Annotated in this window: 21 protein-coding genes and 1 tRNA gene; 7 read left to right on the forward strand and 15 right to left on the reverse strand. The window is 64.3% G+C overall.

Translation table 11 applies throughout. The features are described from left to right. Position 1: 1 nt before the first annotated feature. A complete protein-coding gene (locus tag JQ566_RS16190; protein WP_212373406.1) occupies positions 2-982 on the forward strand; it encodes a TRAP transporter substrate-binding protein in 981 nt (326 codons plus the stop codon). A 76-nt stretch (positions 983-1058) separates the two neighbouring features. Continuing rightward, positions 1059-1985 carry a dihydrodipicolinate synthase family protein gene (locus JQ566_RS16195; protein ID WP_212373407.1) on the forward strand — a complete coding sequence of 309 codons (927 nt, stop codon included), beginning with the start codon at positions 1059-1061 and terminating at the stop codon, positions 1983-1985. A 127-nt stretch (positions 1986-2112) separates the two neighbouring features. On the opposite strand, the gene JQ566_RS16200 is transcribed toward JQ566_RS16195, so the two are convergent. The 4 genes from JQ566_RS16200 to JQ566_RS16215 are packed head-to-tail and all read right to left on the reverse strand — an operon-like array spanning position 2113 to position 7835. Continuing rightward, positions 2113-3024, reverse strand: a complete 912-nt coding sequence (locus JQ566_RS16200; RefSeq protein ID WP_212373409.1) for a hydroxymethylglutaryl-CoA lyase — start codon at positions 3022-3024, stop codon at positions 2113-2115. A gap of 1 nt (position 3025) precedes the next feature. Further along, a complete protein-coding gene (locus tag JQ566_RS16205; protein WP_212373411.1) occupies positions 3026-5029 on the reverse strand; it encodes an acetyl/propionyl/methylcrotonyl-CoA carboxylase subunit alpha in 2004 nt (667 codons plus the stop codon). A gap of 4 nt (positions 5030-5033) precedes the next feature. Further along, the gene (locus JQ566_RS16210; RefSeq protein WP_212373414.1) at positions 5034-6638 is read right to left on the reverse strand and encodes a carboxyl transferase domain-containing protein; all 1605 of its coding nucleotides are present in this window, start codon (positions 6636-6638) and stop codon (positions 5034-5036) included. Positions 6639-6662: 24 nt separating this feature from the next. Then, a complete protein-coding gene (locus JQ566_RS16215; RefSeq protein ID WP_212373417.1) occupies positions 6663-7835 on the reverse strand; it encodes an isovaleryl-CoA dehydrogenase in 1173 nt (390 codons plus the stop codon). 111 nt (positions 7836-7946) lie between these two features. On the opposite strand from JQ566_RS16215, the gene JQ566_RS16220 reads away from it, so the two are divergent. Further along, a complete protein-coding gene (locus JQ566_RS16220) occupies positions 7947-8975 on the forward strand; it encodes an AraC family transcriptional regulator (protein ID WP_212373423.1) in 1029 nt (342 codons plus the stop codon). 12 nt (positions 8976-8987) lie between these two features. Here JQ566_RS16220 and JQ566_RS16225 read toward each other — a convergent pair whose 3' ends face one another. The 4 genes from JQ566_RS16225 to JQ566_RS16240 all read right to left on the reverse strand — a co-directional run bounded on the left by JQ566_RS16225 (position 8988) and on the right by JQ566_RS16240 (position 12255). Beyond that, positions 8988-10373, reverse strand: a complete 1386-nt coding sequence (locus tag JQ566_RS16225) for a TIR domain-containing protein (protein WP_212373425.1) — start codon at positions 10371-10373, stop codon at positions 8988-8990. Between the two features lie 265 nt (positions 10374-10638). After that, complete coding sequence (locus tag JQ566_RS16230) at positions 10639-10938, reverse strand: DUF3551 domain-containing protein (RefSeq protein ID WP_212373427.1); 300 nt, start codon at positions 10936-10938, stop codon at positions 10639-10641. A 220-nt stretch (positions 10939-11158) separates the two neighbouring features. Then, positions 11159-11653 (reverse strand): Lrp/AsnC family transcriptional regulator, encoded by a 495-nt coding sequence (locus tag JQ566_RS16235; RefSeq protein WP_212373429.1) that lies wholly within the window; start codon positions 11651-11653, stop codon positions 11159-11161. 296 nt (positions 11654-11949) lie between these two features. Then, a complete protein-coding gene (locus JQ566_RS16240) occupies positions 11950-12255 on the reverse strand; it encodes an ETC complex I subunit (RefSeq protein WP_212373431.1) in 306 nt (101 codons plus the stop codon). Between the two features lie 254 nt (positions 12256-12509). Here JQ566_RS16240 and JQ566_RS16245 point away from each other — a divergent pair, with 254 nt between their 5' ends. Next, positions 12510-13682: an OpgC domain-containing protein gene (locus tag JQ566_RS16245; protein ID WP_212373434.1), complete on the forward strand. Its 1173-nt coding sequence runs from the start codon at positions 12510-12512 to the stop codon at positions 13680-13682. A gap of 242 nt (positions 13683-13924) precedes the next feature. Beyond that, a complete protein-coding gene (locus JQ566_RS16250; protein WP_212373436.1) occupies positions 13925-14083 on the forward strand; it encodes a hypothetical protein in 159 nt (52 codons plus the stop codon). Between the two features lie 235 nt (positions 14084-14318). On the opposite strand, the gene JQ566_RS16255 is transcribed toward JQ566_RS16250, so the two are convergent. The 4 genes from JQ566_RS16255 to JQ566_RS16270 all read right to left on the reverse strand — a co-directional run bounded on the left by JQ566_RS16255 (position 14319) and on the right by JQ566_RS16270 (position 16766). After that, a tRNA-Pro gene (locus JQ566_RS16255) sits at positions 14319-14395 on the reverse strand. Between the two features lie 111 nt (positions 14396-14506). Next, positions 14507-14992, reverse strand: coding sequence for a DUF192 domain-containing protein (locus tag JQ566_RS16260; RefSeq protein ID WP_027574477.1), 486 nt, complete (start codon positions 14990-14992; stop codon positions 14507-14509). A 151-nt stretch (positions 14993-15143) separates the two neighbouring features. Further along, entirely contained in the window at positions 15144-15806 is a 663-nt protein-coding gene (locus JQ566_RS16265) for a cold-shock protein (RefSeq protein ID WP_212373438.1), read from the reverse strand. Positions 15807-16004: 198 nt separating this feature from the next. Beyond that, entirely contained in the window at positions 16005-16766 is a 762-nt protein-coding gene (locus JQ566_RS16270; protein WP_212373439.1) for an SIR2 family NAD-dependent protein deacylase, read from the reverse strand. A 253-nt stretch (positions 16767-17019) separates the two neighbouring features. Here JQ566_RS16270 and JQ566_RS16275 point away from each other — a divergent pair, with 253 nt between their 5' ends. After that, positions 17020-17184, forward strand: a complete 165-nt coding sequence (locus JQ566_RS16275; protein ID WP_162832225.1) for a hypothetical protein — start codon at positions 17020-17022, stop codon at positions 17182-17184. 78 nt (positions 17185-17262) lie between these two features. Here the strand turns inward: JQ566_RS16275 and JQ566_RS16280 are convergent, their stop codons facing one another. Then, a complete protein-coding gene (locus tag JQ566_RS16280; protein WP_212373441.1) occupies positions 17263-17550 on the reverse strand; it encodes a hypothetical protein in 288 nt (95 codons plus the stop codon). A gap of 380 nt (positions 17551-17930) precedes the next feature. Here JQ566_RS16280 and JQ566_RS34860 point away from each other — a divergent pair, with 380 nt between their 5' ends. Beyond that, positions 17931-18056, forward strand: a complete 126-nt coding sequence (locus JQ566_RS34860) for a hypothetical protein (RefSeq protein WP_283814351.1) — start codon at positions 17931-17933, stop codon at positions 18054-18056. On the opposite strand, the gene JQ566_RS16285 is transcribed toward JQ566_RS34860, so the two are convergent. Beyond that, positions 18053-18250, reverse strand: coding sequence for a hypothetical protein (locus tag JQ566_RS16285; RefSeq protein ID WP_212373442.1), 198 nt, complete (start codon positions 18248-18250; stop codon positions 18053-18055). The two genes, JQ566_RS34860 and JQ566_RS16285, sit on opposite strands and share 4 nt — an antisense overlap. Positions 18251-18853: 603 nt before the next feature. Continuing rightward, a complete protein-coding gene (locus JQ566_RS34865; RefSeq protein ID WP_283814352.1) occupies positions 18854-18988 on the reverse strand; it encodes a hypothetical protein in 135 nt (44 codons plus the stop codon). Positions 18989-19132: the final 144 nt, after the last annotated feature.

Here is a 19132-nt window from a genome sequence, read left to right on the forward strand (position 1 = left end):
CATGCCGCTTTCACGCCGCCGTTTTCTCGCTGCCACTGCCGCCTCGGTGTTCGCACCATCGCTGGCGCTCGCCCAGGCCAAGGAATTCCGCCTCGGCCTGATCACGCCGAACGGCCATTCCTGGAACAAGGCTGCGCTCAAATTCGGCGACGATCTCAAGGCCGCCACCAACGGCCGCCTGACATTGACCGTGTTCCACTCCGGCCAGCTCGGCAACGAGACCGCGATGATGCAGCAATTGCAGTCCGGCGCGCTCGATATGGGCTTCATCCAGGCCGCCGAGCTCGGCTCGCGCGTGCCGCACATCGCCGCGATCAACGCGCCCTACATCGTCCGCTCGACGCCGGCGGTGGCAAAGTTCGTGCGACATCCGGCAGCGGTGAAGCTGTTCGACGTGCTGCCGCAGGAGACCGGCACCATCGGGCTCGGCTGGGGCATCACCGGCATGCGCGCGGTGTTCTCCTCCAAGGATCTGAACACGCTGGCGGACATCCGCGGCATGAAGCTGCGCATCAACCCGACGCCGGTCTATCGCGATTTCTATTCCTCGCTGGGCGCGGCGCCGACGCCGATCCCGACGCCCCAGGTGTTCGACGCCATGGCCAACGGCCAGGTCGACGGCCTCGAGGCCGATCTCGAATTCTCCTGGAACCAGCGCTTCGACAAGGTGTCGAAGGTGATCCTGCAGATGAATGCCGTCTTCATGCCGATGGCGGCGGTCGTCTCGGGCCGGGTCTGGCAATCGCTCCCCGCGGCCGACCGCGAGCTGATCACCAAGACGATCAAGTCGACGCTGGACGCGCAGATCGACGGGCTCGCCGGCAACGAGCCCACGCTGATCGAGAACTTCAAGAACGCGCCGATCCCGATCCGCCAGGTCGATGCCAAGGACACCGAGGCCGTCATTGCCGAGTTCGACAAGATCTGGCTGCCGAAAGCCCCCGTCCTCGCCGAGCTGCGCAAGGTCGGCGCGACGCTCTGACCTCGTCCACCACCTTCACGTCAAATGCCCGGCGGATCGAACGATCCGCCGGCACAATGTCAATCGGAGCCAAACAATGAGCCCACGCATCTCCTGGGAAGGCGTCTTCCCGGCCGTTACCACGCAATTCAACGACGACCTGTCGCTCAACATCGATGCGACCGCCAGGGTCATGGACGGACTGATCCGCGACGGCGTCTCCGGCCTGATCGTCTGCGGCTCGGTCGGTGAGAACACCTCGCTGGAGCGCAAGGAGAAGGTCGCGATCATGGAAGCGGCGAAGTCGGTCGCGGCCGGCCGCGTGCCCGTGCTGTGCGGCATCGCCGAATTCACCACCGCCTTTGCGGTCGAGACCGCCAAGGAAGCCGCGCGTGTCGGCATCGACGGCGTGATGGTGATGCCGGCGCTGGTCTATTCGTCCAAGCCGCACGAGACCGCCGCGCATTTCCGCGCCGTCGCCAGCGCCACCGACCTGCCGGTGATGCTCTACAACAATCCCCCGATCTACAAGAACGACGTCACGCCGGATATCCTGACCTCGCTCGCGGACGTCGAGACCGTGGTCTGCTTCAAGGATTCCTCGGGCGACACGCGTCGCTTCATCGACACCCGCAACATGGTCGGCGACCGCTTCGTGCTGTTCGCAGGCCTCGACGACGTCATCGTCGAGAGCGTCGCCATGGGCGCCGTGGGATGGGTCTCCGGCATGTCGAACGCCTTCCCGCGCGAGGGCGAGACGCTGTTCCGCCTCGCCAAGGCTGGGCGCTATGCCGAAGCCATGCCGCTGTACGAATGGTTCATGCCGCTCCTGCATCTCGATGCCCGCCCCGATCTCGTCCAGTGCATCAAGCTGTGCGAGCACATCATGGGCCGCGGCACCGCGCTGACCCGCCCGCCCCGCCTTGCATTGCTGCCGCAGGAGAAGGCCGAGGTCGAGGCCATGATGGCCAGGGCGCTCAAGAACCGCCCGCGCCTGCCGGATGTCGGGCTGAAGGCGGCTTAACGGCAGGTCTCGTAGGGTGGGCAAAGCGAAAGCGTGCCCACCTTCTGCCAATGATCGCGAAAGATCGTGGGCACGGCGCTTCGCGCCTTTGCCCACCCTAGGGCACCTGAATGCGCCGCAAGCGGGTTTACGTCGCAGCCCGCTTCTTCTTCGCATTCAACGCCGATGCCACGCGGCTCACCGGCGGCTTGCCGAGCACGATGCTCATCGCGTTCGTCGCCGCCAGCAGCTTCTCCATATCAACGCCGGTCCTGATGCCCATGCCCTCGAGCATGTAGACGACGTCTTCGGTCGCGACGTTACCCGTCGCGCCCGGCGCGTAGGGACAGCCGCCGAGGCCGCCCGCGGCGGCGTCGATGACGCGGACGCCCTCCTCCAGCCCCGCATAGAGGTTGGCGAGCGCCTGGCCGTAAGTGTCGTGGAAATGCATCGCGAGCTTGGCCGCCGGGATGTCGGCGGCGACCGCGCGCAGCATCTCCTTCGCCCTAACAGGCGTGCCGACGCCGATGGTGTCGCCGAGCGAGATCTCGTAGCAGCCGAGCTCGAACAGCGTGCTCGCGAGATCGGCCACCGCCTTCGGCTTGATCTCGCCATCGAACGGGCAGCCCAGCACGCAGGAAATATAGCCGCGCACCTTGACGCCATCGTCCCTGGCGCGCGCCAGCACAGGCTTGAAGCGCTCGATGGACTCCGCAATCGTGCAATTGATGTTCGCCCGCGAAAACCCTTCGGAGGCCGCCGCGAACACGGAGACCACTTTGGCGCCCGCGGCACGCGCGGCGTCATAGCCCTTCTCGTTCGGCACCAGCACGTGAAATTCGGCGCCCTTCACATGCGCGACGCCGCGCAGCACGGCGTCCGAGCTTGCCATCTGCGGGATCGCCTTGGGCGAGACAAAGGCGCCGACCTCGACCGTATCGAGGCCGGCCCCGACCAGCGCCTCGATAAAGGCAATGCGCGCCTCGACGCTGACGGGCGTCTTCTCGTTCTGGAGGCCGTCACGCGGCCCCATCTCGATGATGCGGACCTGATCGCTCATGTCATTCTCCCGCAGGCTCGACCACGGCGAGCTCGACGCCCTCCTGCACGATATCGCCGATCTTGCACTTGATGGACTTCAGCACGCCGGCAAAGGGCGCGCGCAGCGTCTGCTCCATCTTCATCACCTCGAGCGTGAGGATCGGCGCACCCTTCTCCAGCTTGGCCCCCTCCTCGGCCAGCACGGCGACGACCGTGCCCGGCAGCGGCGCTGCGATCTTGTCCTCGCCGACATGCTCCTCGCTCTCGCCGCCGAACGGATCGACCCAGTGCAGGTCGAAGCGGCCGTTGCGCGTGCGCAAATACAGCTCATGGCCGTCGATCACGGCGGCGACGGACGATTTGACGCCGTCGAGCGTCAGATCGAAGCCGCCGTCCTTCGCCGTGATCGTGAACGCCAGCTCGCGTTCGCCGATCACCAGCGTGGACGGCCCGCTGCCATAGTTCAGCGTGATCTTCTGCTCCGGCCCATGGCCGACGCGGAAGGCAAAGCTGCGCTGGCGGCGACCGACCGGCTGCCAGCCGAAGGTCTGCCAAGGTGAACTCGCGTCGGCTAGCGCGGCCTGCCGCTCCTCGTTGACGATTGCGGCGACGGCGGCGCAGAGCTCTAGCTCTCCGGGCGCCGGCGCTGCGGCGGTCAGCACCGCCAGCTCGCGCTCGATGAAGCCGGTGTCGATCGCATTCGTCCGCACCTTCGGATGCGTCATCAGCGACGACAGGAACGGGATGTTGGTGACGATGCCGCGGACGTCGGTCTCTTCCAGCCCGCGATTGAGCCGTTCGATCGCAACATCCCGCGTCGGCGCCCACGCGATCACCTTGGCCAGCATGGCGTCATAATACGGCGAGACCGTATCGCCTTCGCGATAGCCGGCGTCGATGCGGAGGCCCCCGGTCTCCGCCGGCAGCCGCCAGGTCGAGATCTTCCCGACCGACGGCATGAAATTCTTGGTCGGGTTCTCGGCGTAGACGCGGGCCTCGACGGCGTGGCCGTTGAGCCGGATTTCGTCCTGCTTCAGCGGCAGCGCCTCGCCGAAGGCGACGCGAAGCTGCCATTCGACGAGATCGACGCCGGTGATCAGCTCGGTCACGGGATGCTCGACCTGGAGGCGCGTGTTCATCTCGATGAAGAACACGTCCTTGCCGTCGGAGACGAACTCGATGGTGCCGGCGCCGACATAGTTCACCGCGCCCGCCGCCTTCCGCGCGGCGGCGCAGACCGTCTCGCGCTGGGCAGGATTGAGCGTCGGCGATGGCGCCTCCTCGATCACCTTCTGGTGTCGCCGCTGCAACGTGCATTCGCGCTCGAACAGCGACAAGAGATTGCCGTGGCTGTCGCCGATGATCTGCACCTCGATATGCCGGGGATTATCGACGTACTTTTCGATCAGCATGCGGTCGTCGCCGAACGCGGCCAGCGCCTCGCGCTTGGCGCTGACGATCGCAGGTTCCAGCTCGGCCGCAGAGCGCACGATGCGCATGCCGCGGCCGCCGCCGCCGGCGGAGGCCTTCACGAGAACCGGGAAACCGACCTTCTCGGCCGCCTTCGCCAGCGTCGCATTGTCCTGCGCATCGCCGTGATAGCCGGGCACCAGCGGCACGCCGGCTTTCTCCATCAGCTCTTTCGAGCCGGACTTCGAGCCCATTGCCGTCATCATCCCGGCAGTCGGGCCGACGAACACCAGCCCGGCGTCGAAGCAGGCTCGCGCAAATTCGGCATTTTCCGAAAGGAAGCCGTAGCCGGGATGCACGGCCTCGGCGCCGGTCTTGCGCGCGGCCTCGATCAGCCGCTCGACATTGAGATAGCTGTCGCGGGCACGTGCGGGCCCGAGCAGCACGGCTTCGTCTGCGAGCGCGACATGCATCGCGTCGCGATCGGCGTCGGAATAGACCGCGACCGTGCGCAGGCCCATGGCCCGCGCGGTGCGGATGACGCGGCAGGCGATCTCGCCGCGGTTGGCGATCAGGAGGGTGCGAAAACGGCGGTAGAGCTTTGAGCGGTCCATCGCATCACATCCTGAACAGGCCGAATTTCGTCGGCTCGATCGGCGCATTCGACGCCGCCGAGAGCCCGAGGCCGAGCACGAGGCGCGTGTCGGCGGGGTCGATCACGCCGTCGTCCCACAGGCGCGCGGTCGCGTAATATGGGTGGCCCTGGCTCTCATACTGCGCGCGGATGGGCTCGCGGAATTTATCTTCCTCCTCCCTGGACCAGCTATCGCCCTTGGCCTCGATATTGTCGCGGCGGACCTGGCTCAGCACCATCGAGGCCTGCTCGCCGCCCATCACCGAGATGCGCGCGTTCGGCCACATCCAGAGGAAGCGCGGCGCGTAGGCGCGGCCGCACATGCCGTAATTGCCGGCGCCGTAGGAGCCGCCGATCACGACGGTGAATTTCGGCACGGAGGCGGTCGCAACTGCGGTCACCAGCTTGGCGCCGTCGCGCGCGATACCGCCGGCCTCGTATTTTTTGCCGACCATGAAGCCGGTGATGTTCTGCAGGAACACCAGGGGAATACCGCGCTGGCAGCACAGCTCGATGAAATGCGCGCCCTTCAGCGAGCTCTCGCTGAACAGAATGCCGTTGTTGGCGATGATGCCGACGGGATAGCCCCAGATATGGGCAAAGCCGCACACCAGTGTCGTGCCGTAGAGTTTCTTGAACTCGTCGAACTCGGAGCCGTCGACGACACGCGCGATGATGTCGCGCACGTCGAACGGTTTGCGGCCGTCCACCGGCACCACGCCGTAGATTTCCTCCGCCGCGAACAGCGGATCGCGCGGCGGATGCATGTTCAGGTTCGGCCGCGTGGAAGGCTTGAGCGTGCCGACGATGCGCCGGGCGATCCCGATCGCATGGGCATCGTTCTGGGCATAGTGATCGGTCACGCCGGAGTGCCGCGAATGCACGTCGGCGCCGCCGAGCTCCTCCGCGCTCACGACCTCGCCGGTCGCGGCCTTCACCAGCGGCGGACCGCCGAGGAAGATGGTGCCCTGGTTGCGCACGATGATGCTCTCGTCGGACATCGCGGGGACATAGGCACCGCCGGCCGTGCAGGAGCCCATCACGATCGCGATCTGCGGAATGCCCTGCGAGGACATCTGCGCCTGATTGTAGAAGATGCGGCCGAAATGGCGCTCGTCCGGAAAGATCTCGTCCTGCAGCGGCAGGAAGGCGCCGCCGGAATCCACCATGTAGACGCAGGGCAGATTGTTCTGTCGCGCGATATCCTGCGCGCGCAGATGCTTCTTCACGGTCATCGGATAGTAGGTGCCGCCCTTGATGGTGGCATCATTGGCGACGATCACGCATTCGCGCCCCGAGATGCGCCCCACCCCGGTGACGACGCTGGCCGAATGCACATCGCCGCCATAGAGACCGTAGGCCGCGAGCGGCGACAGCTCCAGGAACGAGGTGCCGGGATCGACCAGGAGGTCGACGCGCTCGCGTGCCAGCATCTTGCCGCGCGCGGTGTGGCGGTTGCGCGAGGCCTCGCCGCCGCCGCCGGAGACCTGGCTGAGCTTTTCGCGCAAATCGGCGACGAGGCCGCGCATGGATTCGGCGTTGCGTGCAAAGTCCGACGAAGAAGGATCGATGCTGGAATGGAGCTGCATGTTGATTCCAATGAGGTGAAGGATTTAAGCCGTCTCGGCCATCAGCTCGCGGCCGATCAGCATGCGGCGCACCTCGGAGGTACCGGCGCCGATCTCGTAGAGTTTTGCGTCGCGCCAGAGACGCCCCACAGGGAATTCGGATGTATAGCCGACCCCGCCGAGCGCCTGGATCGCTTCGCCCGCCATCCAAGTCGCCTTCTCTGCGGAATAGAGGATCGCAGCCGCCGCATCCTTGCGTAAGCTGCGCGCGTGGTCGGCGCGGTCGCAGGCGCGCCCGACCGCATAGACATAGGCGCGCGTGGCCTGCCAGGTCGAATACATGTCGGCGAGCTTGCCCTGCATCAGCTGGAAATCGCCGATCGGCTGGCCGAACTGCTTGCGCTCGTGCATGTAGGGCACGACAGCGTCCATGCAGGCCGCCATGATCCCGAGCGGGCCGCCGGAGAGCACCGCGCGCTCATAATCGAGGCCGGACATCAGCACCTTGACGCCCTCGCCCACCTTGCCGAGCACGTTCTCCTCCGGCACTTCGCACTCGTCGAAGAACAAGGGATAGGTGTTGGAGCCGCGCATGCCGAGCTTGTCGAGATGCTGGCCGTGGGTGAAGCCCTTGAAACCCTTCTCGATGAGGAACGCGGTCATGCCGCGCGGGCCGGCCTCCGGATCGGTCTTGGCGTAGACCACCAGCACGTCGGCGTCGCCGCCATTGGTGATCCACATCTTCGAGCCGTTGAGCACGTAGCGGTCGCCGCGCTTGTCGGCGCGTAGCTTCATCGAGACCACGTCGGAGCCGGCGCCGGGCTCGGACATCGCGAGCGCGCCGACATACTCGCCGGAGATCAGCTTGGGCAGATAGCGCTGGCGCTGCGCGTCATTGCCGTTGCGGCGGATCTGGTTGACGCAGAGGTTGGAATGGGCGCCGTAGGACAGGCCCACGGCCGCCGAGCCGCGCGAGATCTCCTCCATGGCGACGATATGGGCGAGATAGCCCATGTTGGAGCCGCCATATTGCTCCGGCGCGGTCATGCCGAGCAGGCCAAGGTCGCCTAAGCGCTTCCAGAGGTCTGCGGGGAAAAGATTGGCCTTCTCGATCTCGGCGGCGCGCGGGGTGATCTCCGCCTCCACGAAGGAGCGAAGCGTGTCGCGCAGCAGGCTGATGTCCTCGCCCAGATCGAAATCGATGCTCGGGATGTTCAAGGCGATTCCTCCGTGTTTTGGGGTCCGAACCTAGCCCGGTCCCGGCCCTGTTGCGGTCGAAAAGGTTGCATTTTCTGCCAAACTTGGCGAGGATTTTCCAAGGGAATTCCGATGCCTTTTCAAGCTGCCACCGCAATCCCGCGCCGCGCCGTGACCCCCGCCGCCTTCGTCCGCGGCGTGGTCGCCGCTTATGAGCGATACGGCCGCGATCCCGCGGCGGCGCTGAGCCGGGGCCAGGTCACCCCGGAGCTTGTCAATTCTCCGGATGGCAGGGTCACCGCCGCCCAGTTCGAGGCCCTGGCGGACCATGCCATGCGCGAGCTCGACGATGAGGCGCTCGGCTGGTTCTCGCGCCGGTTGCCATGGGGCACCTATGGCATGCTGTGCCGGGCCTCGATCGCCGCACCGACGCTGGAGGTCGCGCTCAAGCGCTGGTGCCGGCATCACCGCCTGGTCACCGAGGATGTGCTGCTCGATCTCGAGGTTGGCGACGAGACCGCTGTCGTTTCGATCCGCGAGCTGCGCGACCTCGGGCCCTTCCGCGAGTTTTGTCTCGTCACCCTGTTCCGCTACGTGCTCGGCTTCTCGTGCTGGGCTGTCGACTCCCAGATCGCGCTCCGCGCGGCTGGGTTCCCTTTCCCCGAGCCCGCCCACGTGTCGGTCTATCCGACCATCTTTTGCCGAACCGTCCGCTTCGATGCGGATCGCGCGGCCATCGTCTTCGACAAGCACTATCTCTCGCTGCCGCTGACCCGCAGCGCCGCCGATCTCGACAACATGCTCAAGGGCGCGCTCCGGCTCACCGTGCTGCCCTATCGGCGCGACCGGCTGCTGGTCGAGCGCGTCCGCCGCGTGCTGCGCACTGCGCGCGGGCGGGTGCTCGGTGCCGAGGACGTCGCGAGCGAGCTCGCGCTCTCCACCCGCACCATGCATCGCCGCCTGCGAGAGGAGTCCACCTCGCTGCGCGATCTCAAGGAAGAAGCAAAATTCGAATTGGCAAAGCAGGAGCTGATGCGCGGCCGCACCTCGATCAAGCGCATCGCGGAGATCGCCGGCTTCCGCAACGAGAAGAGCTTTTCGCGCGCCTTCCGCAGCTGGACCGGCACAAGCCCGCGCGATTTTCGCGGCCGGTATCGGTGAGCCGCGCAGGCATCACGCCGCCGTCTTGACATCCGGACCGGTCAGCGCCTTGACGGCGTCTTCGAGCGCCTTGGCGTTGTCGGTCAATTCCTGCTCGGATCGCTTCATCATCTGTGCGACGCGCGCGCAGCTCCGCGACAGGAACTCGATGTTGAGCAGCCGCATGGCCTTGAGGACCGTGCGATAGCGTTCGACCTCCGAACCGACAAGGCCCGGCCGAATGACGGTTTTTCCATCGCTCGACAGCCCCAGCGATTTGTACATCTCGCGGGCCAGGATCGGCCAGTAGTCCAGCAGACGCGACATCTTCTCGGTTTCGACCTCGTCGAATGCCGCCAGAAAGTCCTCCGTGCTGATATTGCCACGTGTGCGCGATTCAACCGTCAGGTCCTCGATCACGCGCGGGATCTGTTGGATCCGGCGCTCGCGCTCGTCGGACGATTGCGCGTCGAAATCGGCAGGGAATTTCTGGATGATCTCGGACCTGAACCGGTAGCCCATGCGGATGGCGGTCAATAGCGAGAGCAGCTTGCTCGACAATCCGGTCAGGGGCCCGCCGACCTCCTCGATCGCCAGGAATTCGCAGCGGTAATCGCCATCGCCCTGGACACGAGCCCGGTGCAGCAAGGTCCGGTAGCGCCGGCCGCCGCGCCCGATCAGTACGGCCTGCGGCGCAACGAATTCGTTCTCGCGCGCCGCAAGCACTATCTGCGCGGTTTCCTCGAGCCATTTGTAGACGAAGTTCTGCCTTCCAGTTTCGGTATTTGCCAGCCTCTGGACCCTGCACCAGGGTACGGACTGCGCCTGGATGGTGAAGAGATCGCCGAGCACATTGTCGTCGCCGGTGAACTGGGCCGCAGGGGGAATCTCCCCATGGGCGAGTTCGGCGTCGGAGGCCACGAAATGCACGCGCGGATAGCCGTCGAATTCGCGAATCTCGCTGAACAGACCGCTATCCAGCTTGCCGACCAGCCCGCGCAACTCGCTGGCATCGACGTCGATGGCGTTCCTCTCGAAAATGCCGATCAACTCCTTGATGAGCTGATCCTTGCTCGTCAGCATCTGCAGGTGGCTGAGCGGACCCGGCGGGGTCACGTTCGGGCGGATCAGGCAGAAGATCCGGCGATCGGTGGCTGCCGGTTTTGCGGCGGCAAAATATCCGGCTTCATAAAAGCACCAGGACCAGTCCTCATAGGGCGCGCCGTAAAGCAGGAACAGGCTTTGCGCTGTGCGAAGATGTTGCTCGATAGAGGGCCGCCATTCATTGCCGCGCGGGATGTCCTCCGAAATGAAGACATCGATTTGTCCGTGCGAAGCGGTCTCAATGACCTTCTTCATCGCACGGGCTATCCGGCCGTATTCAGACCGGTGGCTGATGAAAATCGGGTTGGGAGCCATGACGCGCTTCCCCAGGTTTCAATCCGGCCCGTCTACAATTCGGGCGACCTCTGGAAAGCATGGACCCGCGCGGATCGCCACTCTGTGAGGCAGTTCACACGGCCGCGTCTAATTTTGGGGTCGACGTCCTCCCCTTCGGCATCGCCTGGGGCTGAGGCTCGCGATGAGACATGCGGCACGCGATGTCGCGCCTCTCAAGAACTTACGGCCCCCGAGATAAGCCTCGGAAGCCGCAAGACCTCAAAACCGGTCTCGAATTCAGGCATCACTTGGAGTTGGTCTGGCCGCCCGAGCGAAGCTTGCCGCGCGGCTGGGTCTGCTTCGGCTGGAAAGCGAATGCGTCGGTATTGGTCTTCGCGCCACCGACCTGCGAGCAGGTACCGCCGATGCCGCCGGCGGCCTGGCGGCAGGCTTCCATCGTCGGATAGCCGCAGCCGTGCGCGGCCTGCGCGCCGTTGGTGATGCAGAAGTCATCGGCCTTGGCAGCCGGTGCGGTCATCATGAGAAACGCAGATGCAAACAGCGTCGCAGCGGATGCGACGAACGTCCTCGAAATCGATGTCATGGCGTCTTTTCCTGCTTCAGGGTCCCACAAAAGAGTCCCTCGGCATGCCCGGGCGCGCTGAGGGTCACACCTGGCATCTAGGCGGGCCCGGGAAACCGACAATCACGGCTCAGCGCATTGCAGGACTTCGCAACTCACATGTCACAGTTAGGTGATTGACTCATGCATCATAATTCGGATTGCGTGAAGTTCCGTTTTGTCCGCGGGAGCATTCGGATCCCTATCCCGCCGGCGCCGCCGCAGCGACCTCCTGCAACGGCAGCGGCACATCCTTTGCGACGCCCAGCACGGGGAAGCTGCGGACGTTCCTTACGTTCGGCATCGCGGCGAAATGCAGGAGCTGCTGGCGCATGCTCTCGACACTCGGCGCGACGCATTTGAGGAGATAGTCGGTGTCGCCCGAAATCCGCCAGCACTGCTGGATGCGCGGAATCGCGGCGATCGAGTTCTCGAACGCCTCCAGCACCGGCTGGGCCTGGCTGCCGAGCTGGATCGAGACGAACGACACCACCTCAAAACCGAGCCGTCGCTCGTCGATGACGGCGCGCACCGCCCGGATCACGCCGCGGCTGAACAGCGACTTCAGCCGCCGCAGGCAGTTCGGCGCGGACACCCCGACGCGCAGCGCCAGCTCGTTGTTGCGCACCCGCCCGTCCTGCTGCAGTTCGGATAGTATCTTCAGGTCGACGCCGTCGAGCTGGTCACGCCCCGCCATACCCTACCTCGCCATGGTCGTGTCATGCGAGGCAGCGAAGCACGGGGCGAGATTGGTGCCAACCACCTTAGGCTTCCCCGAGGCTGGAAAAGCGTGGCGGGAAGCTTGCCCGCGGCCCATCCTTCGAGACGCCCGCCTCCGACGGGCCCTCAGGATGAGGTCACGTTTCGCGGCAGGATATTAGACCCTCATGGTGAGGGGCCCGCCCAAAGCGGGCGTCCGGACGATGCTCCGCATCGCCGGGCGAACCATGCAGGCCGAGCTCACGCGGCCCCATCTCTGATCAGAACGGCCCCTTAATGCGTCCAGGGCTCGCCGCGGCGGAACGAGAAATTGTCGGCATAGGCGGCAGGCCGGCGGATCGATTCCTGCGGCTCGATCACCTGGTAGGCGATGCCCTTGCGCTCGCAATAGGCGACCGCCTCTTCCTTGCTGTGGAAGCGCAGCGTGATCTGCTGCTTCATGTCGCTCGACGAGGTCCAACCCATCAGCGGCTCGACCGATCGCGGCAGCTCCGGCTCGTAGTCGAGCTGCCATTCCTTGGTCTTGGACCGGCCGGATTGCATCGCGTTCTTGGCGGGCTTGAAAATGCGTGCGGTCATGGCTGGTCCGGGCCTCTTCGTCTTTTCGTTCGATTTCGATGCGTCACGGTGGCAGTTGGTGGAAATCTCGGGGATAGTATAGAGACACCGATTGGAAACTGAACGGTGATTCCGGCCCCCGGCACCCTCAGCAACGGTATAGTCATTATGCTGCACCGTGACAATTGCGTACCCGCCTCCCACGCCGGCATCCCGCCCGGCGGTACCGTCTCGCCGATATCAGCGTCTTCGACCTCTTCGAGAGCCCCCGTCGCATGGCCTTCCTGAACATCAACGCCACGCTCCCTGAAAAGGGCCGTGACCTCAGGCTCGACCTGTTTCGCGGTGTCGCGAACTGGGCGATCTTTCTCGACCATATCCCCGACAACGTCGTGAACTGGATCACGACCCGCAACTACGGCTTTTCCGACGCGGCCGATCTGTTCGTCTTCATCTCCGGCTATACCGCCTCCTTCGTCTATGCGCGGATGATGCTGGAGCGCGGCTTCATCGTCGGCGCGACGCGGCTGACCAAGCGGGTCTGGCAGCTGTATGTCGCCCACATCATCCTGTTCGTGATCTACATCGCCTCGATCAGCTATCTGGCGCTGCGCTTCGGCGATTCCGAGATGATCAACGAGTTCAACGTCGCCGGCCTCGTCGACAACGCCACCGAGACGCTGCGCCAGGGCCTGTTCCTGCGCTTCAAGCCGCTCAATCTCGACGTGCTGCCGCTGTACATCGTCCTGATGGGCCTGTTTCCGCCGGTGCTGTGGTTCATGCTGCGCAAGCCCGATTTGACGATGGTGCTGGCGATCGTGCTGTGGCTGGCGGCGCGCCACTTCGGCTGGAATCTGAACGCCTATCCGGCCGGACAGTGGTACTTCAACCCGTATTGCTGGCAGGTGCTGTTCGTGTTCGGCGCCTGGTGCGCGATGGGCGGTGCGCGGCGCTCGATCGCGCTGATCAATTCGCCGATCACCCTGTGGGTCTGCCTCTTCTATCTCCTGTTCGCGCTGGTCATGACCATGGCCGGCCGCTTCCCCGCCCTCGGCGGCATGTTCCCGGAATGGCTGTTCTCGGCCTTCAACCCCAATGACAAGACCAATCTTGCGCCGTACCGGTTCCTCCATTTCGTGGTGATCGTGATCCTGGTGATCCGGTTCGTGCCGAAGGAGTGGCCGGGGCTGGAGTGGAGGGTGTTCGATCCCTTGATCGTCTGTGGCCAGCAGTCGCTCGCCGTGTTCTGCGTCGGCGTGTTCCTGTCCTTCGTCGGCCATTTCGAGCTGTCGATGAGCTCGGGCTCGCTGCTCGCGCAGATCTTCGTCAGCGTCGCCGGCATCGCGATCATGACGACGGTGGCCTATTACATCTCGTGGTCGAAGAAGCAGGACAAGCCGCTGAAGCCGCCACCGGCAAAGCCGGCTGCAGAGCCGAAGGCTGCCTGAGAAAGGCTGCCTGAGAAAGGCGGCAGCTACGCCGCCTCTTCGCCAACAGCCGCGCGCCTTTAACCTAACCGATCAACCTTACTTCTTGAGCAGGCGCGATCGGTTGAAAGCCAGCGCCGGGTTCTCTAGAATGCATGTGATTTGAGAACGAGCGCGCCGTTTCGGCGCACGGTGATTTCTAGACTGAACTTTGCAAGCAACCGGACGTTTGGAAACAATTGGTTTGCGGGGGAACAACAATAATGAAACTGCAATGTGCGCGTCTGCGCCTCGCGCTCCGAATGGTGCCGCCCGCGCCGATGGTGAGAACGCCGTCACAAGAGCCGCCGCAAGCCGCCAACGACAACCAGGCGGCCTGGTCGTTCGTCCCGTTTCCGCCCGGCTGGCACGCGTCGAGCTGACCAGCGCGGCTGGAAAAGCGCAACGCCGCGCAAGCGGAGTATCATCGCTTGGCGGCGTCCGTTTAGACATTGGGCGCTGAAATCCCCAACACAGATTTGTCTATGGCGACGCCCGAAGGTTCGATGAAGCCTTTCCGATGCCGCGCGACGCGGGCGGCTGGACGTGTGGATGCCTGGCCATTGCCGGTTAGATGCTGACCTGAGGCCAGCGCCACATGACATTCAACCTCGGGACTGGTCGGGGCAGCTGGATTCGAACCAACGACCTGCAGTACCCAAAACTGCCGCGCTACCAGGCTGCGCTATACCCCGAATGTCCGGCGAGCCCCGTCGATACACGCTTCCCGGAGCGCCAGCAAGCTTCCAAAGGCGCCAGCAAGCTTCCAAAGCCGCCGGCCAGGGGCGCAATCGCCCCTGCCCGCCCTATTTGCTGCCGAACAGGGGGTGGCCGACGCGGTCACCAGGTCGGATGCCGTACTTCTGTGCCGTTCCCGCCACCACCTCCAGGACGGCCCGGGCGGGCCCCCGGGACGAGATGATCTTCGTCGACAACGGCTCGGTGTTCTCGGCGATGCGCAGGATGCGGCCGTCAGCGCGGATGAAGATCATGTCGAGCGAAACATAAGTGTTCTTCATCCACATCGACACTTCCTGCTCGGGATTGAAGTCGAACAGCATGCCTTTGCCGTCGGCCAATTCCTTGCGATACATCAGGCCGGTCTGCTTCTCCTCCTCGGTCGTTGCCATTTCCACCGAGAACACCTGCACGCCGTTCTTGGTGACGATCTCGAGCGGCTGGAAGCTGGCGGCGCCGACAGGCGCGCTCGCGACGGCCCAGCCGGCGATGACGAGGATGGCGGCAAGCCAGCCCTTCAGAGCGGACCAGACGGCCTTTCGATCAAAGTTCATGGGGGCTCTCGAGGCGTGGGACTGGGCCAGTCCTTACGCGGCGGCCGCCGGAAAAGAAAGAGGCGCACTGGGTTGCCAGCGCGCCTCTGCTCACGATTGCGGGAATTGGAAGCTGGCGGGATTGGAAGCCAGAGCGAGAGTCTCCCCGCGCTTAGTGCGACTGCAATCCCGGCGATCCGGTCTCGGGATGGATCTCGGCCGCCATCATGCCCTTGGAGCCGGGCCCGAAGCGGACCAGGACATACTGGCCCGGCCTGAGTTCGGTCATGCCGAAGCGGCGCAGCGTCTCCATGTGCACGAAAATGTCGGGCGTGCCCTCGCCGCAGGTCAGGAAGCCGAAGCCGCGCAGCCGGTTGAACCACTTGACCTGGGCCCGTTCCAGCCCGCTGGTCGGGGTGACCGTGACGTGGGTGCGCGGCGGCAGCATTTGCGCCGGATGGATCGCGGTCGACTCGTCCATCGAGACGACGCGGAAGGCCTGGTAACCCTTGGCGCGCTGGATGCACTCGACGACGATGCGAGCACCTTCATAAGCCGTCTGGAAGCCGTCGCGCCTAAGCACGGTCACGTGCAGGAGGACGTCCGGCCAGCCATTGTCGGGAACGATGAAGCCATAGCCTTTGGAGGCGTCGAACCATTTGATGACGCCGTGGACCTCGACGAGATTGGCGCCGGCCTCACCAAGCCCGCTGAATGGACTGAGTGCGCTCTCGCGGCCGGCACCGCCGTGTTCGCCCGGCGTCATTCGCCCGGGCGACGTGCCCTGCCCGGGAACTCCAAGCTTCTTGGACTCAAATCCGTCCGACGACCCCATAACCCCGGACCCCACACTGCCATGCAACCCGCCACATTGGCGGCGCTCGAATCACGCGTCTTAAGAGAATGTTCTCAATTCGACGCGACGCGAATCTTTCGACTCAAAAGATAACACTCCCGGTTGCGGCGCATAGACAAAAAAGAGATTCGCCGGAACCTATGAACAGCTTGCACAGCCGCGAATCAAATTGATGCCTCAATTGCCGACAAAGGGCCCGAGCGTCTCGCCGATGTCGTGGTGGATGACGAGATCGGCAATGTCGTCCTGATCCGTCGGCTCGCGATTGATGATCACCAAACGTGCACCGGCGCGCTTGGCCATCATCGGAAAGCCCGCGGCCGGCCAGACCACGAGCGAGGAACCGATCGCGATGAAGAGATCGCAGGCTTGCGACAGCGCGGTCGCGCGCTGCATCTCGTCGTCCGGCATCATCTGGCCGAAGGAGATCGTGGCGGTCTTCACCGGCTCGTCGCAGGCGGTGCAGTTGGGCGCCGCGCCATCGTCGTCGAAGCGGCGCTTCACCCAGTCGAGCTGATAGGACTGCCCGCACCCGATGCAACGCGCATAAGTTGTATTTCCATGAAGTTCAATCACGTGTTCCGGCGCAAAGCCCGAGGCCTGGTGCAGATTGTCGATGTTCTGGGTGATGACGGCGGGAACCTTGCCGGCGCGGTAGAGCGAGGCCAAGGCGCGATGGCCGAGGCCGGGCTTCGCCGCCGCGAAGACCTCCTCCATCGCAAAGCGCCGGCGCCAGGATTCGTCCCGCGCCTCTTGGCTCGCAACGAACTCGTCGAACGGGATCGGACGGTGACGCGTCCAAATCCCACCCGGCGAGCGGAAGTCGGGAATGCCGCACTCGGTCGAGATGCCGGCGCCGGTGAACGGTACGATGGCCCTGGCCTCGGCGATCAGGTCGCCGAGGCGCTCGACGCCGCGCTGAAGATCCGATGCGATCAATCACGCCTCCCGACTCGTTTTGCCTGACAGCAACATGCGCAAGCGGCAAGATCGTTGACGCTCTTATCAAGCGCGAACGCAACGCGCCCGGCAATTTTTTTCGGCCTTCGCTTATCACAATCCTGCAATGCCTCCTCCCCATTGACGCCCCATTCAGGAGCGCCAATGGATGTGTTGACGCGACTCAACGTGATTGCGGCGGCAGCGCTTGGGTTCGGATGTGCCCATACTCAATGTATAGAGGGGATTTGACATGACCGAAGACGAAGAACGCAAAGCGCGTGAGCGTGACGAGATCGCCGCCCGTGTCGCCGCCTTCCGTGCCACGCAGGAAAAGTTCAAGCGCGAGCGCGAAGAATATTTCGTGTCGACGCTGGAGAATGCCCGCAAGGTCGAGCGGCCATCGCTCTGGCCGTAGGATCGTCGCGCAAGCAGGCGCGAAGCATGCGAATGGAAAAAGCCCGGAGCCTCGCTCCGGGCTTTTCGCTATTGGCGACTACCAATGGCGCCAGTAGTGGCGATGGCGGTAGTACGGTCCGCCATAATAGGCGTAGGGACCCGGTCCATAATAATAGCTCGGGCCGTAATAATCGCCGTAGCCGGGACCGTAATAGCCATAGGGGCGAGAGGCTGCGATCGCGCCCGCGGTAATCGCGCCGGCGGCAAGGCCGAATGCGAGGCCTGGACCGATGCCGCGGCGGTGCGCCTCGGCCGGCGCAGGAGCCGCAACTGCCGTCACGCCGACGGCCGCGATGGTGGCCAGAACTGCCAGTGTTCTCTTCATGATGTCCTCCTTCGCGTCTTGCGGGGATAACCGCGGGCGCCTGCGATGGTTGCGCAAGCGGCAGGAACCGACCGGGAACCGACCGCGGTCAAAAACGTCGATGCAGCGGGAACGAAATCGCCGGATGCGGATTGACTTGTTAAGTGCGAGAGCCTCCGCCATCCGGGTAGAGGCAAACAGCACGAAGCCCCGTCAGCATCTCCGCGATGCTGGCGGGGTTTTCAGTTTCACGGGAGCAATTGGGCAGCAGACCATGATTGCTGCCAGCGGGGCGGAGGACCCCTCCTCTCCCGTTTGAGTTTCTTTGCGGGAGCAAGGAACCGGGATTGCGCGCGGACGTTGAGTCCTCCCCACGCTGAGCGGAAGGAAAGAGGCCCGACATGCCCGTCTGGCTCGAAATCTTGCTCAACCTGTCCGGCTATGCCGGCTTCGTGGCGCTCGCCTCGCGCGGCGGCGCCTGGCCGCAAGCACCGGCCGACGAGCGCAGCTGCGGCGACGAGCGCTAATTGGCGCGCGCCGCCTGGCCTGCCGTGCGCACCAGCCGGTCGGCCTTGACCGCAACGCGCGTGTCCTCGGCCTGCGGCCGCAGCGAGAAGCTGATCATCACGAAAGCGAGACAGAACAGCGCGCCGACGATGGCGACGCGCCGGTAGGTGTGCCGGTCGCCTTGGTAAAAGGACGGCTCTGAAAAAGGCATCATGGCAAAATCGCCTCTTGGCCAAAATTGCTTGTTGGCAAAGTCGTTTCTTGCTTGTCTTTGCCAGACACCTACCCCAACCCGCGGCACGCGCAACGCGATTGGGCTTTTAACCTAACCGGATAGGGTTATCGGCATCCGCGCAAGCTATCGTTAGGCAGACCAGAGGCGGCACCTCTGCCGCAACGAGCGGCGAAACACCGGCCGCGGTTTTGTTCCAGCTTCGATTCCATTTCGTTCTCGAAGAACGAATCGGAATCGCAGAAATCGGCGCGGAGCAGTTCTTAACAAACGGTGCGCCACGCTCCGATCACGTCTCATCGGTCGACGTCGATTCCGGCCGCGGCACTTGCGGCTCCGATGGCCTTACCTTTGCGCAAGCGCCGGCAGGCGCAACTTGTTCTGCATCCGACTCCATTTCGTTCTCGAAGAACGAATCGGAGTCGCAAAAATCAGCGTGGAGCGATTCCTAACGATCGATGAAAGCGTGCGCGCTCGCAGCGTCAGCGGCAGGACTCCTCGCGGGCAAACTCTGCGGCGACAAACAAGCGCGAGCCGCCAGAACGGGGCCGCGCTTGCGCCTTGCCGCGTGTCGTCGACGGTAGATCAAGCCGCCCGCTTCGGCTTGTCCTTCGCGAAGCATTCGAGGATCTGGATGCGGAGCTCTTCTGCGGCAGGGCCTTCGAGCTTCCTGAGCTCGTTCCACAGCCTGATCACTTCGCGCTGCTTTTCGACGGTCATGAGCACCTCCCAATGGTCCACCAAGGCGGCTCATACTAGAACAAAAAGAGAACGAAAAGTCCAGCCTCCCGCGAGAGATTTTCGCGCTGAACCTTTTCGGCGCGGCAAGCACCTATGGATGCTGGGGATTTCAGCGCCCAGTCA

It is taken from the genome of Bradyrhizobium sp. SZCCT0231 (assembly GCF_018130245.1).
GTDB classification, from domain to species: Bacteria; Pseudomonadota; Alphaproteobacteria; order Rhizobiales; family Xanthobacteraceae; genus Bradyrhizobium; species Bradyrhizobium japonicum_F.

Bases quoted from the DNA above. Each gene is read 5' to 3' on its own strand.
- JQ566_RS16190 (WP_212373406.1), top strand. From the start codon at position 2: ATGCCGCTTTCACGCCGCCGTTTTCTCGCTGCCACTGCCGCCTCGGTG.
- JQ566_RS16195 (WP_212373407.1), top strand. From the start codon at position 1,059: ATGAGCCCACGCATCTCCTGGGAAGGCGTCTTCCCGGCCGTTACCACG.
- JQ566_RS16200 (WP_212373409.1), bottom strand. From the start codon at position 3,024: ATGAGCGATCAGGTCCGCATCATCGAGATGGGGCCGCGTGACGGCCTC.
- JQ566_RS16205 (WP_212373411.1), bottom strand. From the start codon at position 5,029: ATGGACCGCTCAAAGCTCTACCGCCGTTTTCGCACCCTCCTGATCGCC.
- JQ566_RS16210 (WP_212373414.1), bottom strand. From the start codon at position 6,638: ATGCAGCTCCATTCCAGCATCGATCCTTCTTCGTCGGACTTTGCACGC.
- JQ566_RS16220 (WP_212373423.1), top strand. From the start codon at position 7,947: ATGCCTTTTCAAGCTGCCACCGCAATCCCGCGCCGCGCCGTGACCCCC.
- JQ566_RS16225 (WP_212373425.1), bottom strand. From the start codon at position 10,373: ATGGCTCCCAACCCGATTTTCATCAGCCACCGGTCTGAATACGGCCGG.
- JQ566_RS16230 (WP_212373427.1), bottom strand. From the start codon at position 10,938: ATGACATCGATTTCGAGGACGTTCGTCGCATCCGCTGCGACGCTGTTT.
- JQ566_RS16235 (WP_212373429.1), bottom strand. From the start codon at position 11,653: ATGGCGGGGCGTGACCAGCTCGACGGCGTCGACCTGAAGATACTATCC.
- JQ566_RS16240 (WP_212373431.1), bottom strand. From the start codon at position 12,255: ATGACCGCACGCATTTTCAAGCCCGCCAAGAACGCGATGCAATCCGGC.
- JQ566_RS16245 (WP_212373434.1), top strand. From the start codon at position 12,510: ATGGCCTTCCTGAACATCAACGCCACGCTCCCTGAAAAGGGCCGTGAC.
- JQ566_RS16250 (WP_212373436.1), top strand. From the start codon at position 13,925: ATGAAACTGCAATGTGCGCGTCTGCGCCTCGCGCTCCGAATGGTGCCG.
- JQ566_RS16260 (WP_027574477.1), bottom strand. From the start codon at position 14,992: ATGAACTTTGATCGAAAGGCCGTCTGGTCCGCTCTGAAGGGCTGGCTT.
- JQ566_RS16265 (WP_212373438.1), bottom strand. From the start codon at position 15,806: ATGGGGTCGTCGGACGGATTTGAGTCCAAGAAGCTTGGAGTTCCCGGG.
- JQ566_RS16275 (WP_162832225.1), top strand. From the start codon at position 17,020: ATGACCGAAGACGAAGAACGCAAAGCGCGTGAGCGTGACGAGATCGCC.
- JQ566_RS16280 (WP_212373441.1), bottom strand. From the start codon at position 17,550: ATGAAGAGAACACTGGCAGTTCTGGCCACCATCGCGGCCGTCGGCGTG.
- JQ566_RS34860 (WP_283814351.1), top strand. From the start codon at position 17,931: ATGCCCGTCTGGCTCGAAATCTTGCTCAACCTGTCCGGCTATGCCGGC.
- JQ566_RS16285 (WP_212373442.1), bottom strand. From the start codon at position 18,250: ATGATGCCTTTTTCAGAGCCGTCCTTTTACCAAGGCGACCGGCACACC.
- JQ566_RS34865 (WP_283814352.1), bottom strand. From the start codon at position 18,988: ATGACCGTCGAAAAGCAGCGCGAAGTGATCAGGCTGTGGAACGAGCTC.